The sequence below is a fragment of the Streptomyces sp. NPDC032161 genome (assembly GCF_040636995.1).
Taxonomy (GTDB): Bacteria; Actinomycetota; Actinomycetes; order Streptomycetales; family Streptomycetaceae; genus Streptomyces.
In genome coordinates, this window is sequence record NZ_JBEZVN010000001.1 from 970,523 (window position 1) to 995,737 (window position 25,215).

24 protein-coding genes are annotated in these 25,215 nt (G+C 71.0%); 15 read left to right on the forward strand and 9 right to left on the reverse strand.

Annotated features, from left to right (window positions below; translation table 11 throughout):
- Positions 1-126 precede the first annotated feature (126 nt).
- Together AB0E67_RS04095 and AB0E67_RS04100 are read left to right on the forward strand one after the other, a co-directional pair.
- Entirely contained in the window at positions 127-1,104 is a 978-nt protein-coding gene (locus AB0E67_RS04095) for a glycosyltransferase family 2 protein (protein WP_362020603.1), read from the forward strand.
- Positions 1,104-2,525: a polysialyltransferase family glycosyltransferase gene (locus AB0E67_RS04100; RefSeq protein WP_362020606.1), complete on the forward strand. Its 1,422-nt coding sequence runs from the start codon at positions 1,104-1,106 to the stop codon at positions 2,523-2,525. Before AB0E67_RS04095 ends, AB0E67_RS04100 begins: the two co-directional genes overlap by 1 nt.
- Positions 2,526-2,671: 146 nt before the next feature.
- Here AB0E67_RS04100 and AB0E67_RS04105 read toward each other — a convergent pair whose 3' ends face one another.
- Positions 2,672-3,013 carry a DUF397 domain-containing protein gene (locus AB0E67_RS04105; RefSeq protein WP_362020609.1) on the reverse strand — a complete coding sequence of 114 codons (342 nt, stop codon included), beginning with the start codon at positions 3,011-3,013 and terminating at the stop codon, positions 2,672-2,674.
- Positions 2,994-3,845, reverse strand: coding sequence for a helix-turn-helix transcriptional regulator (locus AB0E67_RS04110; protein WP_362020612.1), 852 nt, complete (start codon positions 3,843-3,845; stop codon positions 2,994-2,996). Before AB0E67_RS04110 ends, AB0E67_RS04105 begins: the two co-directional genes overlap by 20 nt.
- 942 nt (positions 3,846-4,787) lie before the next feature.
- Here AB0E67_RS04110 and AB0E67_RS04115 point away from each other — a divergent pair.
- Positions 4,788-5,255 (forward strand): hypothetical protein, encoded by a 468-nt coding sequence (locus tag AB0E67_RS04115; protein WP_362020615.1) that lies wholly within the window; start codon positions 4,788-4,790, stop codon positions 5,253-5,255.
- A gap of 108 nt (positions 5,256-5,363) precedes the next feature.
- Here the strand turns inward: AB0E67_RS04115 and leuE are convergent, their stop codons facing one another.
- Positions 5,364-6,029, reverse strand: coding sequence for a leucine efflux protein LeuE (gene leuE, locus AB0E67_RS04120; RefSeq protein ID WP_362020617.1), 666 nt, complete (start codon positions 6,027-6,029; stop codon positions 5,364-5,366).
- A gap of 89 nt (positions 6,030-6,118) precedes the next feature.
- A complete protein-coding gene (locus AB0E67_RS04125; RefSeq protein WP_362021456.1) occupies positions 6,119-7,699 on the reverse strand; it encodes a methylmalonyl-CoA mutase family protein in 1,581 nt (526 codons plus the stop codon).
- A 286-nt stretch (positions 7,700-7,985) separates the two neighbouring features.
- On the opposite strand from AB0E67_RS04125, the gene AB0E67_RS04130 reads away from it, so the two are divergent.
- Positions 7,986-9,008 carry a L,D-transpeptidase family protein gene (locus AB0E67_RS04130; RefSeq protein WP_362020620.1) on the forward strand — a complete coding sequence of 341 codons (1,023 nt, stop codon included), beginning with the start codon at positions 7,986-7,988 and terminating at the stop codon, positions 9,006-9,008.
- A gap of 422 nt (positions 9,009-9,430) precedes the next feature.
- On the opposite strand, the gene AB0E67_RS04135 is transcribed toward AB0E67_RS04130, so the two are convergent.
- The 3 genes from AB0E67_RS04135 to AB0E67_RS04145 all read right to left on the reverse strand — a co-directional run bounded on the left by AB0E67_RS04135 (position 9,431) and on the right by AB0E67_RS04145 (position 13,409).
- Entirely contained in the window at positions 9,431-10,723 is a 1,293-nt protein-coding gene (locus AB0E67_RS04135) for a hypothetical protein (RefSeq protein ID WP_362020623.1), read from the reverse strand.
- Positions 10,723-11,499, reverse strand: a complete 777-nt coding sequence (locus AB0E67_RS04140; RefSeq protein ID WP_362020626.1) for an RNA polymerase sigma factor — start codon at positions 11,497-11,499, stop codon at positions 10,723-10,725. Before AB0E67_RS04140 ends, AB0E67_RS04135 begins: the two co-directional genes overlap by 1 nt.
- A 308-nt stretch (positions 11,500-11,807) precedes the next feature.
- Positions 11,808-13,409, reverse strand: a complete 1,602-nt coding sequence (locus AB0E67_RS04145; protein ID WP_362020629.1) for a glycoside hydrolase family 20 protein — start codon at positions 13,407-13,409, stop codon at positions 11,808-11,810.
- A gap of 474 nt (positions 13,410-13,883) precedes the next feature.
- On the opposite strand from AB0E67_RS04145, the gene AB0E67_RS04150 reads away from it, so the two are divergent.
- The 10 genes from AB0E67_RS04150 (at position 13,884) to AB0E67_RS04195 (ending at position 21,693) form a co-directional block, all read left to right on the forward strand.
- Positions 13,884-14,414: a 2-oxo-4-hydroxy-4-carboxy-5-ureidoimidazoline decarboxylase gene (locus AB0E67_RS04150; RefSeq protein ID WP_362021459.1), complete on the forward strand. Its 531-nt coding sequence runs from the start codon at positions 13,884-13,886 to the stop codon at positions 14,412-14,414.
- Positions 14,415-14,622: 208 nt separating this feature from the next.
- Positions 14,623-15,003, forward strand: a complete 381-nt coding sequence (gene sdhC / locus AB0E67_RS04155) for a succinate dehydrogenase, cytochrome b556 subunit (protein WP_073781590.1) — start codon at positions 14,623-14,625, stop codon at positions 15,001-15,003.
- A 5-nt stretch (positions 15,004-15,008) separates the two neighbouring features.
- Complete coding sequence (locus AB0E67_RS04160) at positions 15,009-15,485, forward strand: succinate dehydrogenase hydrophobic membrane anchor subunit (protein ID WP_351524346.1); 477 nt, start codon at positions 15,009-15,011, stop codon at positions 15,483-15,485.
- Positions 15,486-15,516: 31 nt separating this feature from the next.
- Positions 15,517-17,271, forward strand: coding sequence for a succinate dehydrogenase flavoprotein subunit (gene sdhA / locus AB0E67_RS04165; protein ID WP_362020632.1), 1,755 nt, complete (start codon positions 15,517-15,519; stop codon positions 17,269-17,271).
- Entirely contained in the window at positions 17,271-18,029 is a 759-nt protein-coding gene (locus AB0E67_RS04170) for a succinate dehydrogenase iron-sulfur subunit (RefSeq protein WP_362020635.1), read from the forward strand. Before sdhA ends, AB0E67_RS04170 begins: the two co-directional genes overlap by 1 nt.
- Before the next feature lie 283 nt (positions 18,030-18,312).
- Positions 18,313-18,981, forward strand: a complete 669-nt coding sequence (locus AB0E67_RS04175) for an FxLYD domain-containing protein (protein ID WP_362020638.1) — start codon at positions 18,313-18,315, stop codon at positions 18,979-18,981.
- 190 nt (positions 18,982-19,171) lie between these two features.
- A complete protein-coding gene (locus AB0E67_RS04180; RefSeq protein WP_362020641.1) occupies positions 19,172-19,744 on the forward strand; it encodes a hypothetical protein in 573 nt (190 codons plus the stop codon).
- A gap of 302 nt (positions 19,745-20,046) precedes the next feature.
- Positions 20,047-20,478, forward strand: a complete 432-nt coding sequence (locus AB0E67_RS04185) for a hypothetical protein (protein ID WP_362020644.1) — start codon at positions 20,047-20,049, stop codon at positions 20,476-20,478.
- 7 nt (positions 20,479-20,485) lie between these two features.
- A complete protein-coding gene (locus tag AB0E67_RS04190; RefSeq protein WP_362020647.1) occupies positions 20,486-20,965 on the forward strand; it encodes a DCC1-like thiol-disulfide oxidoreductase family protein in 480 nt (159 codons plus the stop codon).
- Entirely contained in the window at positions 20,959-21,693 is a 735-nt protein-coding gene (locus AB0E67_RS04195; RefSeq protein ID WP_362020650.1) for a TetR family transcriptional regulator, read from the forward strand. The genes AB0E67_RS04190 and AB0E67_RS04195 overlap by 7 nt, the downstream gene beginning before the upstream one ends.
- An 82-nt stretch (positions 21,694-21,775) precedes the next feature.
- Here AB0E67_RS04195 and AB0E67_RS04200 read toward each other — a convergent pair whose 3' ends face one another.
- Positions 21,776-22,357: a hypothetical protein gene (locus tag AB0E67_RS04200; RefSeq protein WP_362020652.1), complete on the reverse strand. Its 582-nt coding sequence runs from the start codon at positions 22,355-22,357 to the stop codon at positions 21,776-21,778.
- Between AB0E67_RS04200 and AB0E67_RS04205 the strand changes: the two genes are divergently transcribed.
- Positions 22,347-22,517 (forward strand): hypothetical protein, encoded by a 171-nt coding sequence (locus AB0E67_RS04205; RefSeq protein WP_362020654.1) that lies wholly within the window; start codon positions 22,347-22,349, stop codon positions 22,515-22,517. The two genes, AB0E67_RS04200 and AB0E67_RS04205, sit on opposite strands and share 11 nt — an antisense overlap.
- Positions 22,518-22,547: 30 nt before the next feature.
- Here the strand turns inward: AB0E67_RS04205 and AB0E67_RS04210 are convergent, their stop codons facing one another.
- Entirely contained in the window at positions 22,548-25,139 is a 2,592-nt protein-coding gene (locus AB0E67_RS04210) for an MFS transporter (protein ID WP_362020656.1), read from the reverse strand.
- Between the last annotated feature and the right edge of the window lie 76 nt (positions 25,140-25,215).

Consider the following 25,215-nt stretch of genomic DNA (forward strand, 5'->3'; position numbering starts at 1 on the left):
TCGCCCTCACAAGAACCACGCGCCGGGCAGGCTGGCGAACCGGTTCATCATTTCGACATTCTTCGTTCACCTGCCGTCCTTTCCGGGGCCAAGGCAAATGACGGCCCCGCGCCTAGCGTGTGGCACGTGGTCAAGCTCTCCGTCATCGTGCCGTTCTACAACGTGCAGGCATATGCTTCCGATACCTTGCGAAGCCTGCGGGCCAACGCCCGCGAGGATTTCGAATTCATCCTCGTCGACGACTGTTCGACCGACGGGACGCCGGAGATCCTCGCGCGCGCGGAGCGCGAGATCCCGGGTGCCGTCCTGGTCGGACACGAGACGAACGGGGGCCTGGCCACCGCCCGCAACACCGGGATCGACGCGGCGCGGGGCGAATACCTCACCTTCCTCGACGGCGACGACTGGGTGGTTCCCGGCTACTACGAGCGACTGCTCGCCGCCATCACCGGGCTGGACTGCGACTTCGTCCGTACGGACCATGTGCAGTTCACGAACCGGACGCGCACGGTCCACCAGGTCCCGCACGGCGTGCGCGACACCGTCATGCGGCCGCGCGACGTGATCCTGCCGGCCGACCGGTCGACGCCCGTGGACTACGCGTACGCCTGGGCCGGCGCCTATCACCGCCGGCTCGTCGAGTCGGGGCTGCTCCATTTCCGGGACGGGCTGCGCACCGCCGAGGACCGGCCCTGGATCTGGCGCCTGCACCGCGAGGCCGAGTCCTTCGCGGTGGTCGGGCTCCAGGGGGTCTTCTACCGGCGCGGGGTGGCGTCCTCGCTCACGCAGATCGGCGACGTGCGACAGCTCGACTTCATCCGGGCCTTCGACCAGGTGCTCGAAGAAACGGCACAGGATCCGGAGGCCGACCGGCTGCTGCCGAAGGCCGTACGGACCTATTGCGCGGTCATGGCACATCACCTGGAATCCATCGAAAGGTTCGAACCAGCAGTGGCACGGAAATTGCGCACCCTGAGCGCGGCCTCTCTGCGGCGCATGCCCCAGGACATTCTCTCGGACACGCTGAATTCGCTGGGCGACCGCCGTGCGGACCGGCTGCGCCGGGTACGCCGCCGCTCCGTTTCGCGGGAGGTCGCGGCCTGATGTCCGGCACGTACACGGCGCCGTTCGGCCGGTCCACCACTCAGATCTTCTCCGCGTGCACGCAGTACGCCGCCGCGACGGTCGTCGCCGCGTTGCGTGCGGGCCTGTTCGGTCCCCGGTCCGAACACCGTCGCATTCTCGTCGTGAGCGACACCTCCGCCTCTCCCGAACTGGGCACACCGCTCCACCGCAGGCCCGGTTTCGAGAAACTGGAGTCCGAATTCGACGACGTTTATTCCTGGAACGAATTCATCCGGCCGTTCCACCCCGCCGGATGGTCGCCCCGGGAGCAGGACGCCTCGCTGTGGCAGCGGGCCGTGCGCAGGGAGTGGCATCTCGGGGACGGGCCCGTCGAGATCGCCTGCGAATCCATCCAGGCCAACCCCGCCCAGGCCCTCGCCGTGGTCTTCGGCGACAGCCCCGTGCACGTCTACGCCGACGGCCTGATGAGCTACGGCCCGACCCGCAGCAGGCTCGACCAGTTGCTCGGCACCCGCATCCGCAGGCTGCTCCATCTGGACCTGGTGCCGGGCCTGCGACCGCTGCTGCTCACCGAGTTCGGCGTCGAGTCCGAGATCGTACCGACCGACGTCTTCCTGGAGGTGCTGGACGAACTGGCCGGATCTGCGGCCCTCGACGCCTCGCTGGATGCCACGTTCGGCGCTTCTCCCACCTCCTCCGGACCGGCATCGGCCCCGGCCCTGCTGCTCGGCCAGTACCTCTCCACGCTGGGCATCCTCACGCCCCAGCAGGAGGAGGAGCTGCACGCGCGGATGCTGCGCGGCGCCGTCGCCCTCGGCCACACCCGGGTCGTCTTCAAGCCACACCCCAGCGCACCGGCCCACTGGGCGCGGCTGCTGGAGCTGGAGGCGGAACGGCTCGGCGCCGACCTGACCGTCCTGGACAGCCCCGTCCTCGCCGAGACGCTGTTCGGGACCATGCGGCCGGCCCTGGTCGTCGGCTGCTTCTCCACCGCGCTGCTGACCGCCGCGTCGTTCTACGGGCTCCCGGTGGCCCGCGTCGGCACCGACACCGTGCTGGAACGGCTCGCCCCGTACCAGAACAGCAACCGCATCCCGCTGACGATCGTCGACGCGCTGCTGCCCGACCTGGAGGATCCGTCCGCCGTCACCGGCTGGTCGCCGCCCTCCGCCGACGAGGTCCGGGGGAAGCCGACCGGGCTGGTCAGCGCGGTCGGATACGCCATGCAGCCGCAGCTCCAGGCCGGGCTGCGGCCCGAGGCCGAGCGCTACCTGAGCCGGTACCGGGACGACATCCGGCGCTACTTCAAGCGGCGCCGGCTGACCGCGCTGGGCCTGCCGGGCGCCGTGCCCCGGCAGCTCGCGTTCATCCCGCGCAACGCGACGGTCCGCCGCCTCGCCCGCAAGGCCCGCACGCTGCGGCGAGCGGCGACGGGCTGACGGGGGCTGTCGCCGCAGGGCGGTGCGGGGACGGAGCAGGCCGCGCCGGGGTTCCCAGGGCCTGACCCCTGCCCAAGCCGCCGGCCGACTGACCCACGACGGGGCCCGGACCCGACCCGGGGTCCTGTTCCGTCGGTGTGCGGTGGTCAGGCCGCCTTGACCAACTCGACGAACGGCGTCCACGCGGACGCGGGGAGCACGAGCACCGGGCCGTCGGGGCGCTTGGAGTCGCGGACGGGGACGAGACCGAGGTGGCCGTCCGCGACTTCGAGGCAGTCACCACCGCTGCCGTTGCTGTGGGAGCTCTTGCGCCAGGACGCGAACTCATCGGCTACTTCGAGGCATTCACCGCCGTCGCCGTTGCTGTAACTGCTCTTGCGCCAGTGTGCGAACTCCTGTGCAACTTCGAGGCATTCACCGCCACTGCCGTTGCTGTAGCTGCTCTTGCGCCAAGTGGCGGTGCCGAGATTAAGACCGACGCTGGTCATTCCGGTACTCCTCAGCCGCCTCTTCGATCATGGCGAGGGACACCTCCGGCGGCAAGGCGGCGGCCCTCAGCCGATCGTATGCCTTGCGGTACTGCCTCACGAGCGCCGGATCATCGATGGTCTGACCGTGGTACGGACCCTCGGTGTAGAGGAGCGGCGGTTCTTCGTCGAAGTCCAAGAGAAAGAGCGGCAGCTCAGTAAGGGGGAGAGCAGGGCCGTTCCACTGAAGGATCTGTACAGCGATACGGCTCCGCCGCACCAAAGCGGCGATTTTGTCCAGCTGTTCGGCCATTTCCGCAGGTGGAAGAATTGAATGCTGCACCAGGGACTCGTGCAGCACCGCCCAATATTCAGGCTTCTTGGGGTCGTCGAAGAGTCGGGCTCGCTGCATCCGGGCATCAACTTTGGCCTCGGCCTCCTCCTGCGTACTCAGGGGATGCGTGGAGCGGATAACGGCGTGCGCGTACGAGCTGGTCTGAAGCAGCCCCGGAAGGAGAGTGCCGCACCAGTGGTCGATGGTCCGCGCCCGCGTCTCCGCTTCCACGACACCGGCGAAGGACGCAGCATGCCCCTTGCTCTTGGCCTTGCGCACGTCCTCGCAGCGCCGCTCGAAGAACCCGTCCGTTCCCAGCACCCGGTCCACGTGCTGGGCCAGGTCCGGGGGCATGCGGCGGTGACCGTGCTCGATCTCGCTCAGGTACGTGATGCCGTAGTAGCTTCCGTCGAGCAGTCTTTCGAGCGTCAGACCCGCCTGCTCCCGCTTGAAGCGGAGTTCGCTTCCGTAGAACTGCGGAACGCCCGCAGAGCCGTCGATCTCCTTGCGCGTAGCCATGGTCGACCACCTTTCGCGCTGTGCCGAGTGGGGCGGAAACCCCTTCACGGTAGAGGCCATCGCGGCAGCACGTGAGGAGTTCGTCACCATACGCAACGAAAGATGGACGGTATGCGGCTCGCTCCTCGGTACGGCGGCCGGACGTGAGCGACTTGGCCAGACCGGGCAACCGAACGTGGCGAGCGTGGTACGTTCTGTGACCTCGAAACTCAATAAGGTGACCCCGGCGGCGCGCCAACGCCCCGGGGTCTGGCACAAGGAGTAGGGCTCCTCATGCAGATTCATCGTAGCCGCCATGCGTGCGGTTTCACTGTTCTGCCCAACGCGTTGTTGCAGGACCGGCGGTTGTCGTACACCGCCCGTGGCCTTCTGGCCGATCTTCTTTCCCGTCCCGACGGCTGGTCCGAGGACGGCCGTCGGATGGCCGACACGAGTCCGCAGGGCCGGTTGGCGGTGGCGAAGGCGCTGCGGGAGCTGACGGCCTTCGGGTACTACCGGGTCCACAAAGTCCGTCGCGAGGACGGGACTTTCGTCAGCGAGGCACATGTCTACGACACCCCGCAGCAGCCCGTCCCGGGTTTGTGTATCAACCGCCAGGCCGTACCGGGTATCAACCGTCCGGGTTCCGGTGAGCCGCCCTCCGGTGGCCCAGGCACCAACCCCGTAAAGAACCGAAGGAAAGAACCCTCCCTCCCCGGTCGGCGTCGGCGAACGGGTACGGGCGACGCGGCCCCCGTGCCCACGACGAGTACGGGGGAGCCCCCGAAGACGTCCACGGCGTCGGAGCCGTCGGGGGCCAGGGACCTATGCGCGCCCAGGGACGTACGCACGGCTGGAGAGGTATCCGGGGCTGGAGCGGACGCCGGGGCCGGGCCCGATCGGGGCCTCGTCGCTCCGTCGTCCGCCGAGAGCCACGGCGCGGCCGTCGCCACGCTGCTGCGGGTGATCGGCCCGGAACCGCGCCTGCGGCTCGGCGCGGTCGAGGCGCTCGGCCTGGCGCCGCTGGTCTCCGCCTGGCTGGAACGCGGCTACGACCAACGCGACCTCGCCGGGGCCCTGTTGGGCGGGCTGCCCGCCCGTATCCACTCCGCCTCGGCGCTCCTGCGCAACCGCCTGACCCGGAAACTGCCCCCGCCGCCCGAGCCCTCGTTCCCCACGGACGCGATGCCCGAGCCACCGCCCGGCTCCGGCCTGCCCCGCTGGGCCGAGTGCGACGACTGCCGCCGCCCGGTCCCGGACAAGGGCCTCTGCCACGACTGCGCGGCCCCGGCCGACGGACCCGGCCACCCCCGACCCGACGACGACACCACCATCCGCGCCCGCACGGCCACCCGAGGCCGCGCACTGGTACGCGCCGCGCTACGGACGCCGGACCACGCGGAGCCGTCGCCCGCCGTCAGCGGTGCCTGACCGTCGCACACGGGCTCGCCGCCTGTCCGCCCCGGCTCGGCCTCGCCCCGGCCGTACCCCCACTCCGCTGAACCGGAGTCACCGTCACACACCGAAACAGGGATCCCGTCACACGCTGCTGAACGACAGCTTCGCCGCGAACCCGAGGAACAGCAGCCCCGCCGCCGAGGTCGCGCCCGCCGACAGCCTCCTGCGGCGGCGGAACGCGGCGGACAGGCGGGTGCCGCCGAATATCAGCATCGACAGGTAGAGGACGCTGGCTATCTGCAGCAGCGTGCCCAGCAGCAGGAACGACAGCGCCGGGTACGCGTATCCGGGGTCGACGAACTGCACGAAGAAGGAGACCAGGAACAGGATCGCCTTCGGGTTGAAGAGGCTGACCACCAGAGCCCGGCGGTAGGGCCGCTCCATCACCCCGGCGGCCTCCGCCCCGGCGCTCTCCTCCGTCAGCTCGGCCACCCGCCGGTGCCGTTCGCGCCACATCGCCACCGCCGACCGCAGCATGCCGATGGCCAGCCAGGTCAGATAGCCCGCACCGGCGAACTTGACGACGGCGAACAGCACCGGTGTGGTCCGCAGCAGCGACGAGGCACCCAGCGCGGACAGCGTCATCAGCACGGTGTCCCCGGTCCACACCCCGGCCGCCGCCACGTACCCGGTGCGCACCCCGCGCCGGGCGGCGACGGACAGCACGTACAACGAATTCGGTCCCGGCAGCAGCACGATCACTGCCAGACCGGCGAGATAGGTAGGAAGGTCGGTGACACCCAGCATGAACGGAGTTTCGCACGTGGGTACGACACTCCGTCCAGACGGAAGCGGTGGATTCCCGGAGAGGCGGTGAATTATCGGAGAGCCGGGCCTCAGAACGCGTCCGTCGGCACGTACGCCCCCCACACCTCCCGCAGCGCGTTGCAGACCTCGCCGACGGTGGCACGCGCCCTGAGCGCGTCCTTCATCGGGTACAGGACGTTGTCCGTGCCCGCCGCCGCCTTCCGCAGCTCGGTCAACGCCGCGTCCACCGCGCCCTGGTCGCGCTCCGCGCGGAGCTTCGCGAGGCGGGCCGCCTGCTCCGCCTCGATCGCCGGGTCGACGCGCAGCGGCTCGTACGGCTCCTCCTCGTCGAGCTGGAAGCGGTTGACACCGACCACCACGCGCTCGGCGCTGTCGGTCTCCTGAGCGATCCGGTACGCGTTGCGCTCGATCTCGTTCTTCTGGAAGCCGTGCTCGATCGCCTGCACCGCGCCGCCCAGGTCCTCGACCTTCCGCATCAGTTCCAGGGCCGCCGTCTCGACGTCGTCCGTCATCTTCTCCACGACGTACGAACCGGCGAACGGGTCGACGGTCGCGGTGACGTCCGTCTCGTACGCCAGGACCTGCTGGGTGCGCAGCGCGAGGCGGGCGGACTTGTCGGTCGGCAGCGCGATCGCCTCGTCGAAGGAGTTGGTGTGCAGCGACTGGGTGCCGCCGAGGACCGCCGCCAGGCCCTGGACCGCGACGCGCACCAGATTGACCTCGGGCTGCTGGGCCGTCAGCTGCACCCCGGCCGTCTGGGTGTGGAAGCGCAGCATCAGCGACTTGGGGTTCTTCGCGCCGAACTCCTCCTTCATCACCCGGGCCCAGATCCGGCGGGCGGCGCGGAACTTCGCGACCTCTTCGAGGATCGTCGTACGGGAGACGAAGAAGAAGGAGAGGCGCGGCGCGAAGTCGTCGACGTCCATGCCCGCGGCGACGGCGGTGCGGACGTACTCGATGCCGTCGGCGAGCGTGAACGCGATCTCCTGCGCGGGCGAGGCACCGGCCTCCGCCATGTGGTACCCGGAGATCGAGATGGTGTTCCACTTCGGGATCTCGGCCCGGCAGTACTTGAAGATGTCCGCGATCAGGCGGAGCGAGGGACCCGGCGGGAAGATGTACGTGCCGCGCGCGATGTACTCCTTGAGCACATCGTTCTGGATCGTGCCCGTCAGCTTCTCGGCGCCGACGCCCTGCTCCTCCGCGACCAGTTGGTACAGGAGCAGCAGCAGCGCGGCCGGGGCGTTGATCGTCATGGACGTGGAGACCTTGTCCAGCGGGATGCCGTCGAACAGGACCCGCATGTCGTCGACCGAGTCGATCGCGACCCCGACCTTGCCGACCTCGCCGGACGCGATGGGCGCGTCGGAGTCGTGGCCCATCTGGGTGGGGAGGTCGAAGGCGACGGAGAGACCCATGGTGCCGTTGGCGATCAGCTGCTTGTACCGGGCGTTGGACTCGGTGGCCGTGCCGAAGCCCGCGTACTGCCGCATCGTCCACGGCCGGCCGGTGTACATCGTCGGGTAGACCCCGCGCGTGAAGGGGTACGAGCCCGGCTCCCCCAGCTTCTCCGCAGGGTCCCAGCCGTCGAGTGCGTCCGGTCCGTACACCGGCTCGATCGGCAGTCCCGACTCCGACTCACGCGTCATCTGCTGTGCCTCCCGCTGAAGCTGCTTCACCAAGCCGCTTGTCGACCACAAGCTACTTACCGGTAATGATGGGGTTCCCGCGACGGACTGTATCGGCGGGCACGAGGCCGATGGAGGGGCGGACGCTGGGACCTTGCTCACAGCACCCGCCCGGCCCGGGGGTCGCCGTGACCGCTTCCCCCCATCATGCGCGGGTCGCCCCGCCATGTGCGGGCTTTGGCAACCGGGAAGGGCGGGAATCCGTTCCAAGGGAAACCGGAGCAACCCGGAGGAGCAGGGGACCGAGATGATACGCAGCACCACGGCAGACGCGTCGCGGGGCGGGGCACCGCTCGGGTCGCAGGACACCGCACCGCCCATCGCGCGGACGGGCGGCGGAGGCCGGGCGGGGCGCGGGAGACGGGGCTGGGCGGGGGCCACGGCCAAGGCGACGCTGGCCGTGCTCGCCGTGGCCGTCGCGACCGCCGGCTGCGAGGCCCCGGCCGCCGACGGCTCGGCGCCGCCACCGCCCGGGTCCACGCCGAGCGACGACGCCAGGCCCGTCGCGCGGCGGTCGGCGACGGCGGACGCGTCGGCCACGTCCCCGGAGGCCGCGCCCCCGTCGGCCTCCCCGACGGCCACCGCGACCGCCAAGCCGACCACCACGCCCGAGCCGTCGACGGAACCGGACCCGCAGGGCACGCCACTGATCGCCGGCGGCACCCAGGGGGACCGGGTGCGCGAGCTCCAGGCCCGGCTGCGGCAGATCGGTCACTTCGACCGCTCCCCCACCGGCTACTACGGCACGGTCACGGCCACCGCCGTACGGTCCTTCCAGACCAAGCGCGGCCTGGCCGCCACCGGCGAGACGGACACCGTCACCTGGCAGCGGCTGCTGGGCATGACGCGCCCGCCGACGGCGACCGAACTGCGCCCGCCGACCACCCTGCCGGCCACCAAGCCGGACAAGCGCTGCATGACGGGCCGGGTGCTGTGCATCAGCAAGAACAGCCGCACGCTGTCCTGGATGGTCGACGGCCGGGTCGTCTCGTCGATGGACGTCCGCTTCGGCTCCCAGTACACGCCGACCCGCGAGGGCACCTTCTCCGTCTTCTGGAAGTCCCGGCACCACGTGTCGACGATCTATCACACGGCCATGCCGTACGCGATGTTCTTCAGCGGCGGCCAGGCGGTGCACTACTCGGCGGACTTCGCGGCCCGCGGCTACGCCGGAGCCTCGCACGGCTGCGTCAACGTCCGCGACGAGCAGAAGATCGCCGCGTTGTTCGCCCAGGTGAAGGAGGGGGACAAGGTCGTCGTCTACGGCTGAGGGCCGTAACCCTCGGCCGGAAGCGGGGTGGCGCGGGCGGGACAGGGGGAACATGTCCCACCCGCGCCGATGCGCTGAGCCACAGGTACGGGGGGAACCCAGGCTCGTCGCGCTGCCGATGACCAGTCGGCATTCAGTACTGCGTCACGGCCTCGAAAAACGTCACACCTGGTGGTGGGCGGCGCCGGCGCAGCCCCGTGCGCACGGCTCGCCGCCCGAGGAGTCGGCCGCCGGACCGTCCGCCGCCCGGTACGCCCAGTGCTGTGGCCGGAAAGGTTTGCCGGGAAGCTCACGGCGTCCGGTGCGGTGCATCGCAAGGCGGAGTATCACCCGTGTACTGGACGTACTCGGGTGATGCGACAACGCGGCGAGGTGCCGTGCCGGACGCCGCGAGCCGGTGAACCGTGCCGGTCGCAGCACTACTAGGACGGGATCGGGAACGGGATCGTGGACGGCGAGGGGGGCGGTGCCACGTAGGGCGAGGCGGACGGTGACGCGTACGGGGGCGCGGGCCGCCGCGGAGTCGGGATCACGGACGGCGGCTTCGGGGCGATGGTGAACCGGGCCGCCGCGAAGGCCTGGTTCCGCCCGTTCCCCACGCTCCGCCCGTTCCCCACGCTCCGCTCGTTCGCGACACCCTCGCCCTGGCCGTCACCGTCGTCGTCGCCGTCCTCGGCAGTGCGGTCGCTGTCACCCGACCCGCCCTGCCCGTCCTGATCACCCTGCCCGTTCTGCCCGTTCTGCCCTTTCCCGTCCTTGGGGAGTATCCGGTCACAGAACCGCTCCAGGTTCCGGGCACCCTTCGCCATCGCTTCCAGAGCGCGTCTGCGTTCGTCGTCCAGGTCGCCGTCGCGGTAGTCCCGGCACGCCCGCTTCGCCTCGGCGTACCAGCGGCCGGAGGACCCTTTCCCCTGGTTCTCGGGCGCCTTGCCGTCCGGCCCGCGGCCGGTCGTCCGACCGTCGCCGTTCTCGGGGCCGTCGTCCTCGCCGCTCCTGTCGGCGTCCCGGTCGTCGGGGGCGGAGGAGCCGGTCCGGGGCGCGGAGGGCGGCGCGTCCGGGGAGACCGGCGGATCGGTGGGCGGGTGCGTGCCGGTGATGTCCTGCGAGCCGACCGCATCGGGAGACGCGTCGGCCGTCACGGAACTCGCGGGCGCGGGGGTGTGGCCGCCGAACGGCCCGGGGAGCATGCCCGCGCTCGCGGCCATCGCCACCCCGCCGAGCGCGCAGCCCGCGAAGGAGGCGACCAGACCGAACCGGACGGGTCTGTTCCGGCGCGGGGAACGGGTACGGGTGCGGTCACGGCCGCGGCCCGCCGCCTGGGAGCCCGCGGCCGACGGGGCGGTCGAAGCGGGCGCGCCGGTGGCGGGGTGGATGCGGACGGGGTCGAGCACGCCGACGGTGACCGGTTCGCCCGCCTCCTCCGCGTGCCCGGTGACCTCGGCGTGCTCCGATGGCTCCGCGCCCGTGGCGGGAGCGCCCGCGTTCGCGGGCACGGAAGGCGCGGAGTGCGCGGCGGCGCGGAAGGCGGCGAGCGCCGCGGCCTCGCCCGGCAGTTCGCCGACGGCCGGGCGGGCGGTCCGGGCGACGGCCTCCAGTGCCGCCGCCAGCTCCTGCACCTCCGTGACCTGGTGACCGTCGAGGGGAGCGACCGGTTCGCCGCGAAGCAGGTGCTCCGCCGCGTCCTCGTCAAGCCATTCGTACCGCTCGTCGGCCATCACATGTCCTTCTGCGTCCAAGGACGCGTATGCGTCACACCGGCCGGGGCCGCCAGTCCCTGGTGTGCGGGACGCTGGGCGGGCACGGCACCGAGCTCCGTCGTCCGGCCCGTCGCACCCTGGTCCGCCGGATCATCCGCGCGAACACGGTCCGCCTGTTCCGTTCCCTCCGCTCCTCCTGCTTCTCCGTCGCCCTCGACGCCCGCGCCGTTCACACCGCTCGCACCGTTCACACGCAGCAGCTCGGCCAGCCGCTTCAGCCCCCGGTGCGCGGCGGTGCGCACCGCCCCGGGCCGCTTGCCCAGCGTCTGCGCCGCGCTCTTGGCGTCCAGTCCGACGACCACGCGCAGCACCACGGCCTCGGCCTGGTCCTGCGGCAGCTGGGCGATGAGCGACATCGTGCTGCCGGTGGCCAGGGACTCCATTGCCTCGTCGGCGGTGTCGGACGCGGCCGGCCTGTCCGAGAGCTCCGATTCGTCGCCGCCTATGGCGGGACGCCTGCCGCGCATCCGCAGATGGTCCAGGGCGCGGTTGCGGGCTATGCGCGCCGCCCAGCCGCGGAACCGGTCCGCATCGCCACTGAAGCGGTCGAGGTCGCGGGCTATCTGCAGCCACGCCTCGGACGCCACGTCCTCGGCGTCCGACTCCCCCACGAGTGTCCGTATGTAGCCGAGCAATCGCGGCTGCACGGCGCGGTACACGGTACGGAAGGCATCTTCGTCCCCGCCCTGCGCCGCGAGTACGGCCGCAGTCAGCTCAGCGTCGTCCCCCAGCACTCCCTCAACCTGCCCTGCTGTCTTGAATAGCAGCTGGTCATCACTGCCGCGTCACCCTGCGCGAGTCAGCACGCTACGACCTTACGCGTGAGTACGTCCACGGCTTGTACAACCTGCAACATTCTTCGGACAGAGTGCGGTGTGACAGAAATCGCCGCGGCGGCGCTGAGTGGAATACGGGGTCGTCCTACGGCCCCGTGGAAGACGACCGGGGCCTCTCCTGTGGGGGGTGGCGGCCCCGGTCGTCCTCGTTCTCCGCCCCGCGCGGCAGGACGGAGGGCAGCGGCCGGCTGCCGGGTCCGACCCCGTCAGCGCGCCGTGTCGATCCGCTGCGCCAGCGCCTGGAAACGGTCCCAGCTCAGCGTCGGCCTGCCCGGGTGCCAGAGCTTCTGGGCGGTCGCCCGCAGCGGCATCCTGACCCCTGCCGCCACCTGCTCCGCGGTCTGGGCCTGCGGGAGGTCGCCCCAGACCGCGAACCGCCCGCCGAGGATCTGGCCGGACCAGCGCGACGCGACCGGCCGGGTGCCGCGCAGCACGAGCGGGGTCCACTGCTCGTAGATCCGCTTGCCCGTGGGATAGACGAATTTGTTGGGCTGGCCGAGCACGTAATAGAGGAACTCGTCGTTGAGGTTCACCACCTTCCGCCCCTCGCCCAGGTACTCCTCCGGCGGCCGGGCTCCGTACTCCCTGCCCGTCCAGTACTCGACCTCGATGTCCTTGTCGGCGTGGACGACGCCGCCCCGGAAGAATCCGTCGTTCCACGCCTTGGGCTGCTTGCCGTGCGGACGCACCACCGCCGCGCGGTCGTTGAGCCAGCCGGTGGCGAGGTCCTTGATACCGGCCTGCGGCCCGTACTTCTGCTGTGCGGCGCGTTGCAGCTGCGGGTAGGAGGCCGCCGGGTCCCGCGCCATCAGCGCGAGGTACTCGTCGGCGCCGAGATGCCAGTACCGGCCGGTGAACAGTTCGGTGAACTCGCCGAGGAGTTCGTCGACGAGCTTCGCCGCCCCCGGGTCGGAGATGTCGAGCGAACCGGGCGAGGGCACCCCCGACACGTTGCGCAGCTGGAGGCCGGGGTGGGCCTTCAGGACCGCGCCCAGGTGACCGGGCGAGTCGATCTCCGGGACGACCTGGATGTGCAGCCGGTTCGCGAGGGCGAGAATCCGCCGCACCTCGGCCTTGGTCAGGTGCTGCGGCGACACCACCTCGGGATGGGTCTCGGACTCGATGCGGAACGCCTGGTCGTCGGAGAAGTGCAGGCCGAACTGGTTGAGCTTGAGGTCGGCCATCTCGCGCAGCCGGTCCTCGATCCAGGAGACGGAGTAGTACTTGCGCGCGATGTCGAGGTTGAATCCGCGCTGCGGCCGGTCGGGGCGGTCGCGCACCTCGCCCTCGGGCATCACGCCGTCGGCGCGCACCGACTGCTTCAGGGTGCGGGTCCCGTAGAAGACACCGGCCTGGTCGGGTCCGCTGATCGTGACCCGTCCGTCGCGGGCCCTGAGGGTGTACGACTCCGGGGTGCCCTTGCCCGGGGTGAGGGCCAGCTCCACGTCGCCCGGGCGGGCGGGGACGTCACCCCGGTAGTGGATGCTCAGCTCCTGTGCGAGCAACCGGCCCTCGTCCGCGAGCGCGCCGCTGCCGCCCGCGAGGACGACCCCGGCGTCCGGTCCGGGCCGCCAGCCCGGACCGCGCGCCGCGATGTGCTCGCGCACGGCCGGAATGGTGCGGGGGGCGGTGGAGAGCGGATAGGTCCGGTTCGGCGAGGGGGTGGCCGGGGAGCCGATGGGGGTACGGGCCCCCGTCTCCCCCGGTCCGCTGCCCGAGCCTTCCGGCCAGACGACGACGGCGACCGTCACGGCAGCCGCCGCGGTGAGGACCGCCCCGGTCACGAGGGCGCCGCGTGAGGGCGACATCGGTCAGAAACCTCCGGTATGAGAAAGGAAATGGGGAAGCGGTCGGGGCGAACGGTGGGCCGCGCCCCTCCATGGCGCGGAGGGAGACACCGGTTCGGCCGGGTCGCCGCGGCGGACGAACGCCGGGCCGGACGACACGCCGGGCCGGACGACACGCCGTGACGGCGAAACGCCGACGAGCTCCTTGGAACACGGCCGCCGAGACGTTTGGATACATCCCAACGGTCCCTCAGGCGTTCCGAAACTCTCCCGTCCGGGTGACGTTCGCGTATCCGTCATACGACTGTTGCCCGGCCTCGCTAGCTTTGAGGCCCATTCGTCTCTCTCTTCACCCTGTCTCCGCCTGGTCTCACCCGTCCCACCGACTCCAGGTGCGCAGAACCCGTTGACCCGAGGAGCACCACGCTGTCCAGGTCCAGCGAGTCCCACGCCGGCCTCCCGGAGAGACCGCGGCAACCGGCCATCCGCACGGCCCTGCCCGTTCAGCACCCCGGCCAGGCGGCACCTGCCCCTACGTCCGCGCCCGGCGCCGACCCCCACCGCTTCCCCGGTCTCGCCCGCTTCAACGCGCTGCCGCCCGCCGACGCCGAAGCCGCCCTCCTCGCCTGCTGCGGCAGCCGTCGCTGGGCGCGGCGGCTGGCCGCCCACCGCCCGTACCCCGATCCGGGCGCGCTGCTGGCCGCCGCCGAGGAGGCGGGGTACGACATGCCCCCCGCGGACCTCGCCGAGGCGCTCGCCGCCGAGCCCGCGCCGGGGCTGCGCGAGAGCGCCCCGCACTCCGCCCATCTGGCGCTGCGGGCCGCCCACGCAGCGTACGAGAGCCGCTTCGGGCACGTCTTCGTGATCTGCCTGGACGCGTACGACCCCGCCGAGCATCCGGACCAGGTGCTCGCCGGGATCCGGGCCCGACTGGGCCACGACCCCGACCAGGAACGGGTCACCACGGCCGACGAGATGAGGCGACTCGCCCGGGGGCGCATCATCGGTCTGATATCGGATTCATAACGGAACGGGGCGGTCCGGCCGTGCCGACACGTCCCGTTCTAGCCCGTCCGTGGCTGTTTGATTGCCACTTTGATCACACCACAGGCCCCGGCGCGAACGAACCGACAAACCGTCGCTACGATGGCCGGGGCCGGTGGACCGTACCCGGCCGGGTCAGACCGACAGTCAAGCCGGCCGGCCCCGATCCCCGCTCCCGGAGGGTTTTTCCGTGCCGGCTGGAACGCTGTACCGCGGCCGGGAAGGCATGTGGTCCTGGGTGGCTCATCGAGTCACCGGTGTCCTCATCTTCTTCTTCCTGTTCGTACACGTCCTGGACACCGCTCTCGTCCGTGTGTCCCCCGAGGCGTACGACGACGTCGTGGCCACGTACAAGACGCCGATCGTCGCGCTGCTCGAATACGGCCTGGTGGCCGCCATTCTCTTCCACGCGCTCAACGGTCTGCGCATCGTCGCCGTGGACTTCTGGGCCAAGGGCCCGCGCTATCAGAAGCAGATGCTCTGGTCCGTCGTGGGCATCTGGATCGTGCTGATGGTCGGGGCCCTGTACCCGGTCCTCGGTCACGCCGTACGCGAAGTCTTCGGGAGCTGAGGCCCATGTCCACCGAGTCCTCCGCCGCGATCGGCTCCGTCGAGGGCGTCAGCCTCTACGACGTCGACAACCCGGCCCCGGTCATCGAGCCGCCGCGCAAGCGCACCGGCAAGACCCCCAAGGGTTCGCGCACCAACTTCGAGATGTACGCCTGGCTCTTCATGCGCCTGTCGGGCATCGTCCTGGTCGTCCTGGTCCTGGGCCACCTGCTGATCCAGCTGGTGCTGGACGGCGGCGTCACCAAGATCGGCTTCGCCTTCGTGGCAGGCCGCTGGGCCTCGCCGTTCTGGCAGATCTGGGACCTGGGGATGCTGTGGCTGGCCATGCTGCACGGCGCCAACGGCCTGCGTACGGTCATCAACGACTACGCCGAACGGGACAACACCCGCTTCTGGCTGAAGATGCTCCTGTACACCGCCACGGTGTTCACCGTCCTGCTGGGCACGCTGGTGATCTTCACCTTCGACCCGAACATCCGCTAGGCGCGCCGGGCCAGAGGGACCAGAGGAAATCATGCAGATCCACAAGTACGACACCGTCATCGTCGGCGCCGGCGGCGCCGGCATGCGCGCGGCCATCGAGTCCACGAAGCGCAGCCGTACCGCCGTGCTCACCAAGCTCTACCCCACCCGCTCCCACACGGGCGCCGCGCAGGGCGGCATGGCCGCCGCGCTGGCCAACGTGGAGGAGGACAACTGGGAGTGGCACACCTTCGACACGATCAAGGGCGGCGACTACCTGGTCGACCAGGACGCCGCCGAGATCCTGGCGAAGGAGGCCATCGACTCGGTCCTCGACCTGGAGAAGATGGGCCTGCCGTTCAACCGCACGCCCGAGGGCCGCATCGACCAGCGTCGCTTCGGCGGCCACAGCCGCAACCACGGCGAGGCCCCGGTCCGCCGGTCCTGCTACGCCTCGGACCGCACCGGCCACATGATCCTCCAGACGCTGTACCAGAACTGCGTCAAGGAGGGTGTGGAGTTCTTCAACGAGTTCTACGTCCTCGACCTGCTGCTCCAGGACGTCGACGGGGTCACGAAGTCCTCGGGCGTCGTCGCGTACGAGCTGGCGACCGGCGAGATCCACGTCTTCCAGGCGAAGTCGATCATCTTCGCCTCCGGCGGCACCGGCAAGTTCTTCAAGGTGACGTCGAACGCGCACACCCTGACCGGTGACGGCCAGGCCGCCGCGTGGCGCCGCGGTCTGCCGCTGGAGGACATGGAGTTCTTCCAGTTCCACCCGACGGGCATCTGGCGCATGGGCATCCTGCTGACGGAGGGCGCCCGCGGTGAGGGCGGCATCCTCCGCAACAAGGACGGCGAGCGCTTCATGGAGAAGTACGCGCCGGTCATGAAGGACCTCGCGTCCCGTGACGTCGTCTCCCGCTCCATCTACACGGAGATCCGTGAGGGCCGCGGCTGCGGTCCCGAGGGCGACCACGTCTACCTCGACCTCACGCACCTGCCGCCGGAGCAGCTGGACGCCAAGCTCCCGGACATCACCGAGTTCGCGCGTACGTACCTCGGGATCGAGCCCTACACGGACCCGATCCCGATCCAGCCGACCGCGCACTACGCCATGGGCGGCATCCCGACCAACGTCGAGGGCGAGGTGCTGGCCGACAACACCACCGTCGTCCCGGGCCTGTACGCCGCCGGCGAGGTCGCGTGCGTGTCCGTGCACGGCGCCAACCGCCTGGGCACCAACTCGCTGCTCGACATCAACGTGTTCGGCCGCCGCGCCGGCATCGGTGCCGCCGAGTACGCCGCCAAGAGCGACTTCGTGCCGCTCCCGGAGAACCCGGCGCAGCTGGTCGAGGAGCAGATCGAGCGGCTGCGCAACTCGACGGGCTCCGAGCGGGTCGCCGCGCTCCGTCAGGAGTTGCAGGAGTGCATGGACGCCAACGTGATGGTGTTCCGCACCGAGCAGACCATCAAGACGGCCGTCGACAAGATCGCCGAGCTGCGCAGGCGGTACCACGACGTGTCCATCCAGGACAAGGGCAAGCGGTTCAACACCGACCTCCTGGAGGCCATCGAGCTGGGCAACCTGCTCGACCTGGCCGAGGTCATGGCGGTCTCCGCGCTGGCCCGCAAGGAGTCGCGCGGCGGTCACTACCGCGAGGACTTCCCGAACCGCGACGACGTCAACTTCATGCGCCACACCATGGCGTACCGCGAGGTCGCCGACGACGGCACCGAGTCGATCCGGCTCGACTACAAGCCGGTCGTCCAGACCCGCTACCAGCCGATGGAGCGTAAGTACTGATGGCAACCCCGACTCTGGACAAGGTCGAGGCGCAGTCCGCCGCCTCGCCGTACATCACGGCGACCTTCCGGATCCGCCGTTTCAACCCCGAGGTCTCCGAAGAGGCCCAGTGGCAGGACTTCCAGATCACGATCGACCCGAAGGAGCGTGTGCTCGACGCGCTCCACAAGATCAAGTGGGATCTGGACGGCACGCTGACGTTCCGCCGCTCCTGTGCCCACGGCATCTGCGGCTCCGACGCGATGCGGATCAACGGCAAGAACAGGCTCGCCTGCAAGACGCTGATCAAGGACATCAGCCCTGAGAAGCCGATCACGATCGAGGCCATCAAGGGCCTCACGGTCCTCAAGGACCTCGTGGTCGACATGGAGCCGTTCTTCCAGGCGTACCGCGACGTCATGCCCTTCCTCATCACCAAGGGGAACGAGCCGACCCGCGAGCGCCTGCAGTCCGCCGAGGACCGCGAGCGCTTCGACGACACCACCAAGTGCATCCTGTGCGCCGCGTGCACGTCCTCGTGCCCGGTGTTCTGGAACGACGGCCAGTACTTCGGCCCGGCGGCGATCGTCAACGCGCACCGCTTCATCTTCGACTCGCGCGACGAGGGCGGCGAGCAGCGCCTGGAGATCCTCAACGACCGTGACGGCGTGTGGCGTTGCCGCACCACGTTCAACTGCACGGACGCCTGCCCGCGTGGCATCGAGGTCACCAAGGCGATCCAGGAGGTCAAGCGGGCGCTGATCACGCGCCGCTTCTGACCGGCCGCTCACGGCACCGCCGTCCCCCACGGCCCCGTCCCGCGCCTCGGCGCGGGACGGGGCCGTTCGCCGTACCGGCGGCAGGAACACGCAGGGAGCCGCCCGCCCCTTCCCCGGCCGCGCGAGAGGCAACCTCCGCGCGAGAGGCCTGCAAGGAGGCACGCCCTGTGCGAGAAACCACGACCTGCACAGTTCCGTCACGATTCCGACACTTGTGATGCGACACGTTCCGGCCAGGACGTACCGTGTCTCCTCACGCCAGCATCCTTTGGGGGGATCACGCATGTCTCAGGGCTTCCCGCCGCCCGGCCCTCAGCCGCAGCAACCGCAGCAGCCTCCGCAGTGGGGTGGCCCGTCCCCGCAGCAGCCGTACCAGCAGCAGCCCTACCCGCAGGGGCCGGGGTGGGGCGCGCCGGTGCCGCCGCCGAAGCAGCGCCGGACCGGGCTCATCATCACCCTGTCCGTGCTCGGCGGCCTGGTACTGCTCGGCGGGTGCGGGGCCCTGGTCGTGTCCGTGGTGAGCAACGGGGCCGTGCACGAGGGCAGTTCCTCGGGGGAGTCGTCGGTGGACGAGGCACCCGGGAAGGACGCACCGGCGAAGGACGACGCCTCCGGGGAGAAGCCCGCCGAGGAGAAGCCCGCCGAGAAGGAGAACGACGCCAAGGCCGACGCCGCGGCGGACGTGAAACTGTCCAAGTGCGAGGTCAACGATCTGACCAAGTGGCCGTCCGTGGACGTGGAGATCGTGAACCACAGCGACGTGAAGTCGAACTACATCGTGACCGTGGAGTTCGTGGACGGGTCCGGCACGCGGGTGGCCGAGGGAATGGCCGCGGCGAACAACCTGGCCCCGGGGCAGAAGTCGACGCAGAAGGCGCAGGGGCTGGGCGACTCCCCGGCGGACACGAAGTGCAAGGTGACGGATGTGACCCGGTACCCGTCGGCCGGGTGACGACGATCCGGCCGGTGTCCGGCCGGATGTTTCCGGCGGAACCGGTCGTGCCCGAACCGGTCCCGCCGGATGCGGGACCGCTTGCTGCGCGGTTCCGGTTCGGGCGGTACGGTCGTGCGGAACGGACACCGGTGTGCCGCCGCCGGCGCGACAGAGCCCGGGGCACAGGCTTGATCGAGAGCGGGGAACGTTGAGCGATCCGAATCCGCACGCGGACGACTCGTACCAGTGGGGCCCTCCCCAGCAGGGCGGGCAGGGGACCGGGCCCGCCGGTGCGGGGGCTCCGGCCTACGGGTACCCGCAGCCGCTGCCCGAATCCGCCGCGCAGCCCGGCCCCGCCTACGGCTACCCCCCGGGGCCCGCGGCCCAGCCGATGGTGCCCGGTCACGGCTATGCGCAGCCGGGCGCGCCGGTGGCCGGCGCCCCGTTGCTGGCACTCGGGGACATCACCGTCGTGAACGACCAGATCATCACGCCGGTCGGCACCATGCCGCTCAAGGGTGCCGTGTGGTCCGCCACCGACCTGTCGCACACCGAGGAGCGGATCCCCACGGTCGCGATCGTGCTGGCGATCGTCTTCGCCCTGCTCTGCCTGGTCGGTCTGCTCTTCCTCCTGATGAAGGAGAAGAAGACCACGGGCTTCATCCAGGTCTCGGTGACCAGCGACGGGAAGCATCACTCGACGATGATCCCGGCCACCGGTCCGGAGACCTTCCCGTGGGTGATGGCCCAGCTCAACTCGGCGCGTGCGATGAGCGCCTGATGTTCCTTCAGGGCGACGGCCGGTCCCGCGTGCCGCGCACCGCGCACCGTCGTCGCCCCTGCTCTCCTTCACGCTGCCGCCGTACGGCCTGAGACCGGGCCGTACGGCGCGCGGCGTCCGGCGGTCGGCCTTCCGGCGCGCGAGCGCGAGGCCGAGGGCCGCCCTCGCAGCCGGAGCCGGCCGACCGCCCTTCCCTCTTTCATGCCGACCGGCATCGGCCCACCCCCACGCTTGAACACGTTCAAAAATGGGTCTACAGTCCATGACAACACCTTTTGAACGTGTTCAAAGGAGGGTGGGGCATGGACCTCACTGTCATCGCGTACGTCATCTACCTTCTGATCAGCGTGGCGCTCACCGTCTGGGTCGCGCGCACGCTCAGCCGCAACGGCAAGGTGTTCCTCGCCGATGTGCTGCACGGGAACGAGAAGCTCGCCGATGCCGTCAACCACCTGCTGGTGGTCGGCTTCTACCTGGTCAACCTGGGCTTCGTCACGCTCTACCTCAGGAGCGGCGAAGGGGTCGCCGACGCCCGCGGGCTGTTCGAGGCGCTGTCGGTGAAGCTCGGCGTCGTACTCCTCGTCCTCGGCGCGCTGCACCTGGGGAACGTCTACGTGTTCAGCAGGATCCGCCGCCGCGGGCTGATGGAGCACGAGCAGGTCCCGCCGGTGCCTCCGCAGGGCTGGACCGGACCGGGCGGCGGCCCCTGGGCCGGTCCGACCGGTACGGTCTGAGCCCGCCGTGACGGCCGGTGCGGGCGTCCCACGGCCGGAACGGCTGCCCGTCGGACGCCTCACGGTGCTCTACGACGCGCACTGTCCGCTCTGTCTCCATCTGCGTCAGTGGCTGGTGGGGCAGCGTCAGTTGGTCCCGCTCGACCTCGTTCCGGCGGCGTCCGAGGAGGCACGCCGCCGCTTCCCCCGGCTCGACCACGCCGGAACGCTCGACGAGATCACGGTGGTCGGTGACCTGGGGCAGGTCTACCGGGGAACGTCGGCCTGGATCGTCTGCCTCTGGGCGCTGGCCGAGCACCGGCCCACGTCCCACTGGCTGACCACCCCGGCGGGCCGGCCGTTCGCCCGGGCGGCCGTGCTCGCCGCCGCGAAGTACCGTTCACTGACCGCGAGGCCGTGCGGCGACGGAAGCGGTGGCGGGGGCGCTGCCTGTACGGTCCGCGGGTCCGTGGACCGACCGGGGCGGATACGCTCGGGGCTGTGGTGAAGGAAGCGAAGGACGTGAAGGAAACCGGGGCATCCCAGGGGAAGGATGCCAGGGTCCCCAAGAGCGAGCAGACCCGCACACTCATCCTCGAAACCGCCCTCCGGCTCTTCCAGGAGCGCGGTTACGACAAGACGACGATGCGGGCCATCGCCCAGGAGGCCGGGGTCTCCGTCGGGAACGCCTACTACTACTTCACGAACAAGGAACACCTCGTCCAGGGCTTCTACGACCGGCTCGCCACCGAGCACGAGGCGGCGGTGCGGCCGGTCCTGGACGGCGACAAGGACCTCGCGGTGCGGGTGCGCGGGGTCCTGCTCACCTGGCTGGACGTGGCGGAGCCGTACCACCGTTTCGCCGCGCAGTTCTTCAAGAACGCCGCCGATCCGGAGAGTCCGCTCAGCCCGTTCTCGGCGGACTCGGTAGCGGCCCGGGAGGCCGCGATCTCCATCCACCGGCGCTGCCTGGCCGGTTCCGACACCAAGGCCGATCCCGAACTGGCCGAGCTGCTGCCGCAGTTGATGTGGCTGATGCAGATGGGCCTGGTGCTGTACTGGGTGTACGACCGCACGGAGCACGCCGAGCGCAGCCGCCGCCTGGTCGAGCGCGCCGCGCCGATCGCCGCACGCGCCATCGCCCTGTCCCGGTTCCGGGCGCTGAGGCCGCTGGTGCGACAGATCCACGAGGTGCTGGTGGAGTTCCTGCCGGGAGCCGCCGGACGCGTGTCCTAGTGCCGCATCAGGCAACGTTCGCCCCGTCGCGTGCCGTCGTTCGGCCGGAGGCCGGGCCGTGCGGCGTCTGGTGCTTGCGACGCTATCCGGCCACGGCCGCACGCCTCGTGGCCCGGAAGCGGTGGACGGCCCAGCCGGCACCGAGCACGGCGCCCGTCCAGACGATGACTTCGGCGAGAACGATCACCGGGGTCAAGGTGAGGTGCGGTCGGGGCGGTAGCACGACCATCTGCACGGCAGCACCCACCGGAACCGTCAACGCCGCGAGCAGGCCGATCAGTCCGGGCCGCCTGATGGCCGCACCCACCGCGCCCAGGATCAGCCCGAGCGGCAGTCCCGCCACCCACCACCTGACCAGGTCCGTGTCGGCCCCCGTGGCGAAGGCGTCCGTCACGTAGTACGCCCCCGTGGCGGCGAACAGCGCCAGGGCCCCGGCCGACGCGCCCCGGACCGGTGTCCCGGCCAGCCAGCCCACCGCCACCGCCAGCGCGGCCCAGGACCAACCCGCGTCCACCAGCAGGCTGAGAAGCTTGGCGGCGTCGGCCCAGACGGTGCCGACAAGAGGGGCGCCGAGCTCCGCGTACGGGGAGGAAAGCGCGTTGATGAGCGAGGTGGCCGCGCCGAATCCCACCCCAGCCGCAAGAGCACCCGCCATGATCTTCATACCGGGAGCGTATCCGGCGGACGGCTGCCCCGGCTGCGCGCGGGTGCTGTCGGTGCTCGCGCACACCCTCGCCTCGATCCGGGTGCTGCCCGGGGCGCTGCACGTCCGCTGCCCGCTCTCGTGGCCAGTGCCGGGCAAGGGACACGGCCGGGGCGGGTGACCGGCCCCGGCCGTGCGGACCGGCGGCGTGTCACCGCCCGGGGGCCTTGGCCGTGACCAGCAGCCCGGCGAGCAGGCTCGCGAGCAGGGTGAGCCCGGCCGCCCACCAGAGGACGACGGAGTACCCCTCCAGGACCGCCGCGTCCAGCTTCGCCACGGCGCCGGAGAGCTGCCCCGGAAGCGCCTGCCCGCGGAACAGGATCCCCTTCTCGGCCGCCTCGGCCAGGCCGTCCGGAAGGCCCGTCGCGTGGCCCATCCGCACGGAGACCACCCCCGCGACGAGGCTGCCGAACAGGGGCATGCCGGCCCAGCCGCCCAGTTGCTGGGCCGCGCAGACCGCCGCGGCCGTCGCGCCGGAGTCCTGCGGGGAGATCCCGCCGGTCGCGGTGGCGAGGAGCGGCATGAAGGCCAGGCCGATGCCGAAGCCGAAGAGGAGCATGCCGGGCAGCACCTGGGTGGCGTACGCGCCGTCGGCGTCGAGACCGGTCAGGAGCAGCAGGCCGATCGCCGCGGACACCAGCCCGGACACGATCAGGGCGCGGGGCGCCAGCCTGCGGTACAGCAGGGCGGAGACCAGGACGGAGCCGATCGCGACCGCACCGGCCATGGGCAGCACGGACACGCCGACCGCACCGGGGCTGTAACCGAGGGCGCCTTGGAGGTACATGCTCAGGATCAGGCACACGAGGAACACGCCCACACCGGCGAGTGCCAGGGCGAGAAGGGAGCCGACGCGGTCGCGGTCCTTGAAGACGTACGGCGGCAGGAGCGGCCCGGCCGCCCTGGTCTGCCACCACGCGAAGGCCGCCAGCAGCGCGACCCCGCCCACGAGGAGGACCACGACCAGGAAGTCGGTCCAGCCGCGCTCCCCGGCCTCGAGGAAGCCGTGGACGAGGGCGACGAGGCCGACGGCGCCGAGCAGCAGACCGGGGATGTCGGGACGGGCCGGGGTGCGGGCCGGATGGTCGCGCACGATCAGGGCCGTACCGATCGCGGCGACGACCGCCACCGGGACCGCGGCGTACAGGCACCAGCGCCAGGTCAGGATCTCGGTCAGCCACCCGCCGACGAACAGGCCGATCGCCGTGCCGCTGCCGATGACCACCGCGTAGATCCCGAAGGCCACGCCGCGTTCGCGGGGGGAGGTGAAGCCGCTGGACACCAGGGCCAGCACGGCCGACGAGAGCAGCGCGGCGAACGCGCCCTGCAGGATGTTCGCCCCGATGAGCGCACCGGCCGAGCCGGCCGAGCCGCCGACCGCGCAGGCCACCGCGAAACCGGCCAGGCCGACGATCACCGACCGCTTGCGGCCCAGGAGATCGCACAGGTGCCCACCGAGCAGCAGCAGCAAGCCGAAGGCCAGTGCCCTGCCCTCGGTCATCGAGCGCACGTCGTCGGGCGAGAGGCCCAGGTCGGCGTAGACGGCCGGCAGCGCCACGCTCGTGGTCGTCGCGCCGATCAGCACCAGCATCTGCGCCAGCACGGCCGTCACCAGCCCCCACCACCGTCCGGGGAGGGAGCCCGCGGCACCGGCCGGGACCGGGCCGTACCCCGCCCAGGCCGTCGGTGTGTACGCGGGCGGCGGCGGGACCGGCAGGGGCGGCTGCGCGGCGGGCCCCTGGGGCTGGGACCGAGGGGACGGAACCGTTGGCTCGGGCTGCGGGGAAGGGATGGCGGGCTCGGGCCCGGCCGGGATGCGCGGGTCCGGGCGCGTGGCTCGGGTCTCCGGCGCGAAGTCGAGCAACTGGGCCGCATGACGGCCGAGTTGGGCCAGCACGGAACCGGGCAGCCACTCCCCCGTCTCGTCCGCGGCCGTACGGGCGGCCACCTCGGCGGGTGTGGGCCGCCGCGCCGGGTCCTTGTGCAGGCACGCGCGTACGAGGTCGACGAGCGACTCCGGTACGCCGGTCAGGTCCGCCTCCTCCTCCGCGACCCGGAAGAGGTGCGCGTTCAGACCGGACTCCGCGGCGCCGAAGAGGAGGCGGCCGGTGGCGGCGTACACGAGGACCGCGCCCAGGCAGAACACATCGCTGGCCGCCGTGAGTTCGAGCCCTCGCACCTGTTCGGGAGACATGAAGCCGGGCGAGCCGATCAGCATTCCCGTGCGGGTGTGCAGACTGTCCGGGCCGAGGCTGTCCATGGCCCGCGCGATGCCGAAGTCGATCACGCGCGGCCCGTCCACGGTCACCAGTACGTTGGACGGCTTCAGGTCACGGTGGATCAGCCCCGCCTCGTGCACCGAACCCAGGGCCGTGGCAAGGCGGTTGGCGAGAACCCGGACGGAGTGCTCGGGCAGCGGGCCGAAGTCCTCGGCGACCACGGTGGTCAGGTCGGGGCCGGGGATGTACTGGGTCGCCACCCAGGGCACCGGCGCCTCGGTGTCGGCGTCGAGCACGGCCGCCGTCCAGGCCCCGCCCACCCGCCGGGCGGCAGCGACCTCCCGCGCGAACCGCTTGCGGAATTCGGGGTGTTGGGCGTGCTCGGCCTGCACCACCTTCACCGCCACGGTCCGGCCCGCTTCCGAACGGCCGAGATACACCAGGCCCATGCCGCCCGCGCCGAGGCGGGCTATCAGTCGGTACGGGCCTATGTACGCCGGGTCCTCGGTGATCAACTGGTCCACGTTCGTACGATAGTTCAGTCACCGGGAACTCGGTGCCCCATCCCGTGAACCGCCGAGGAACCGGCAGCGAGCCCGG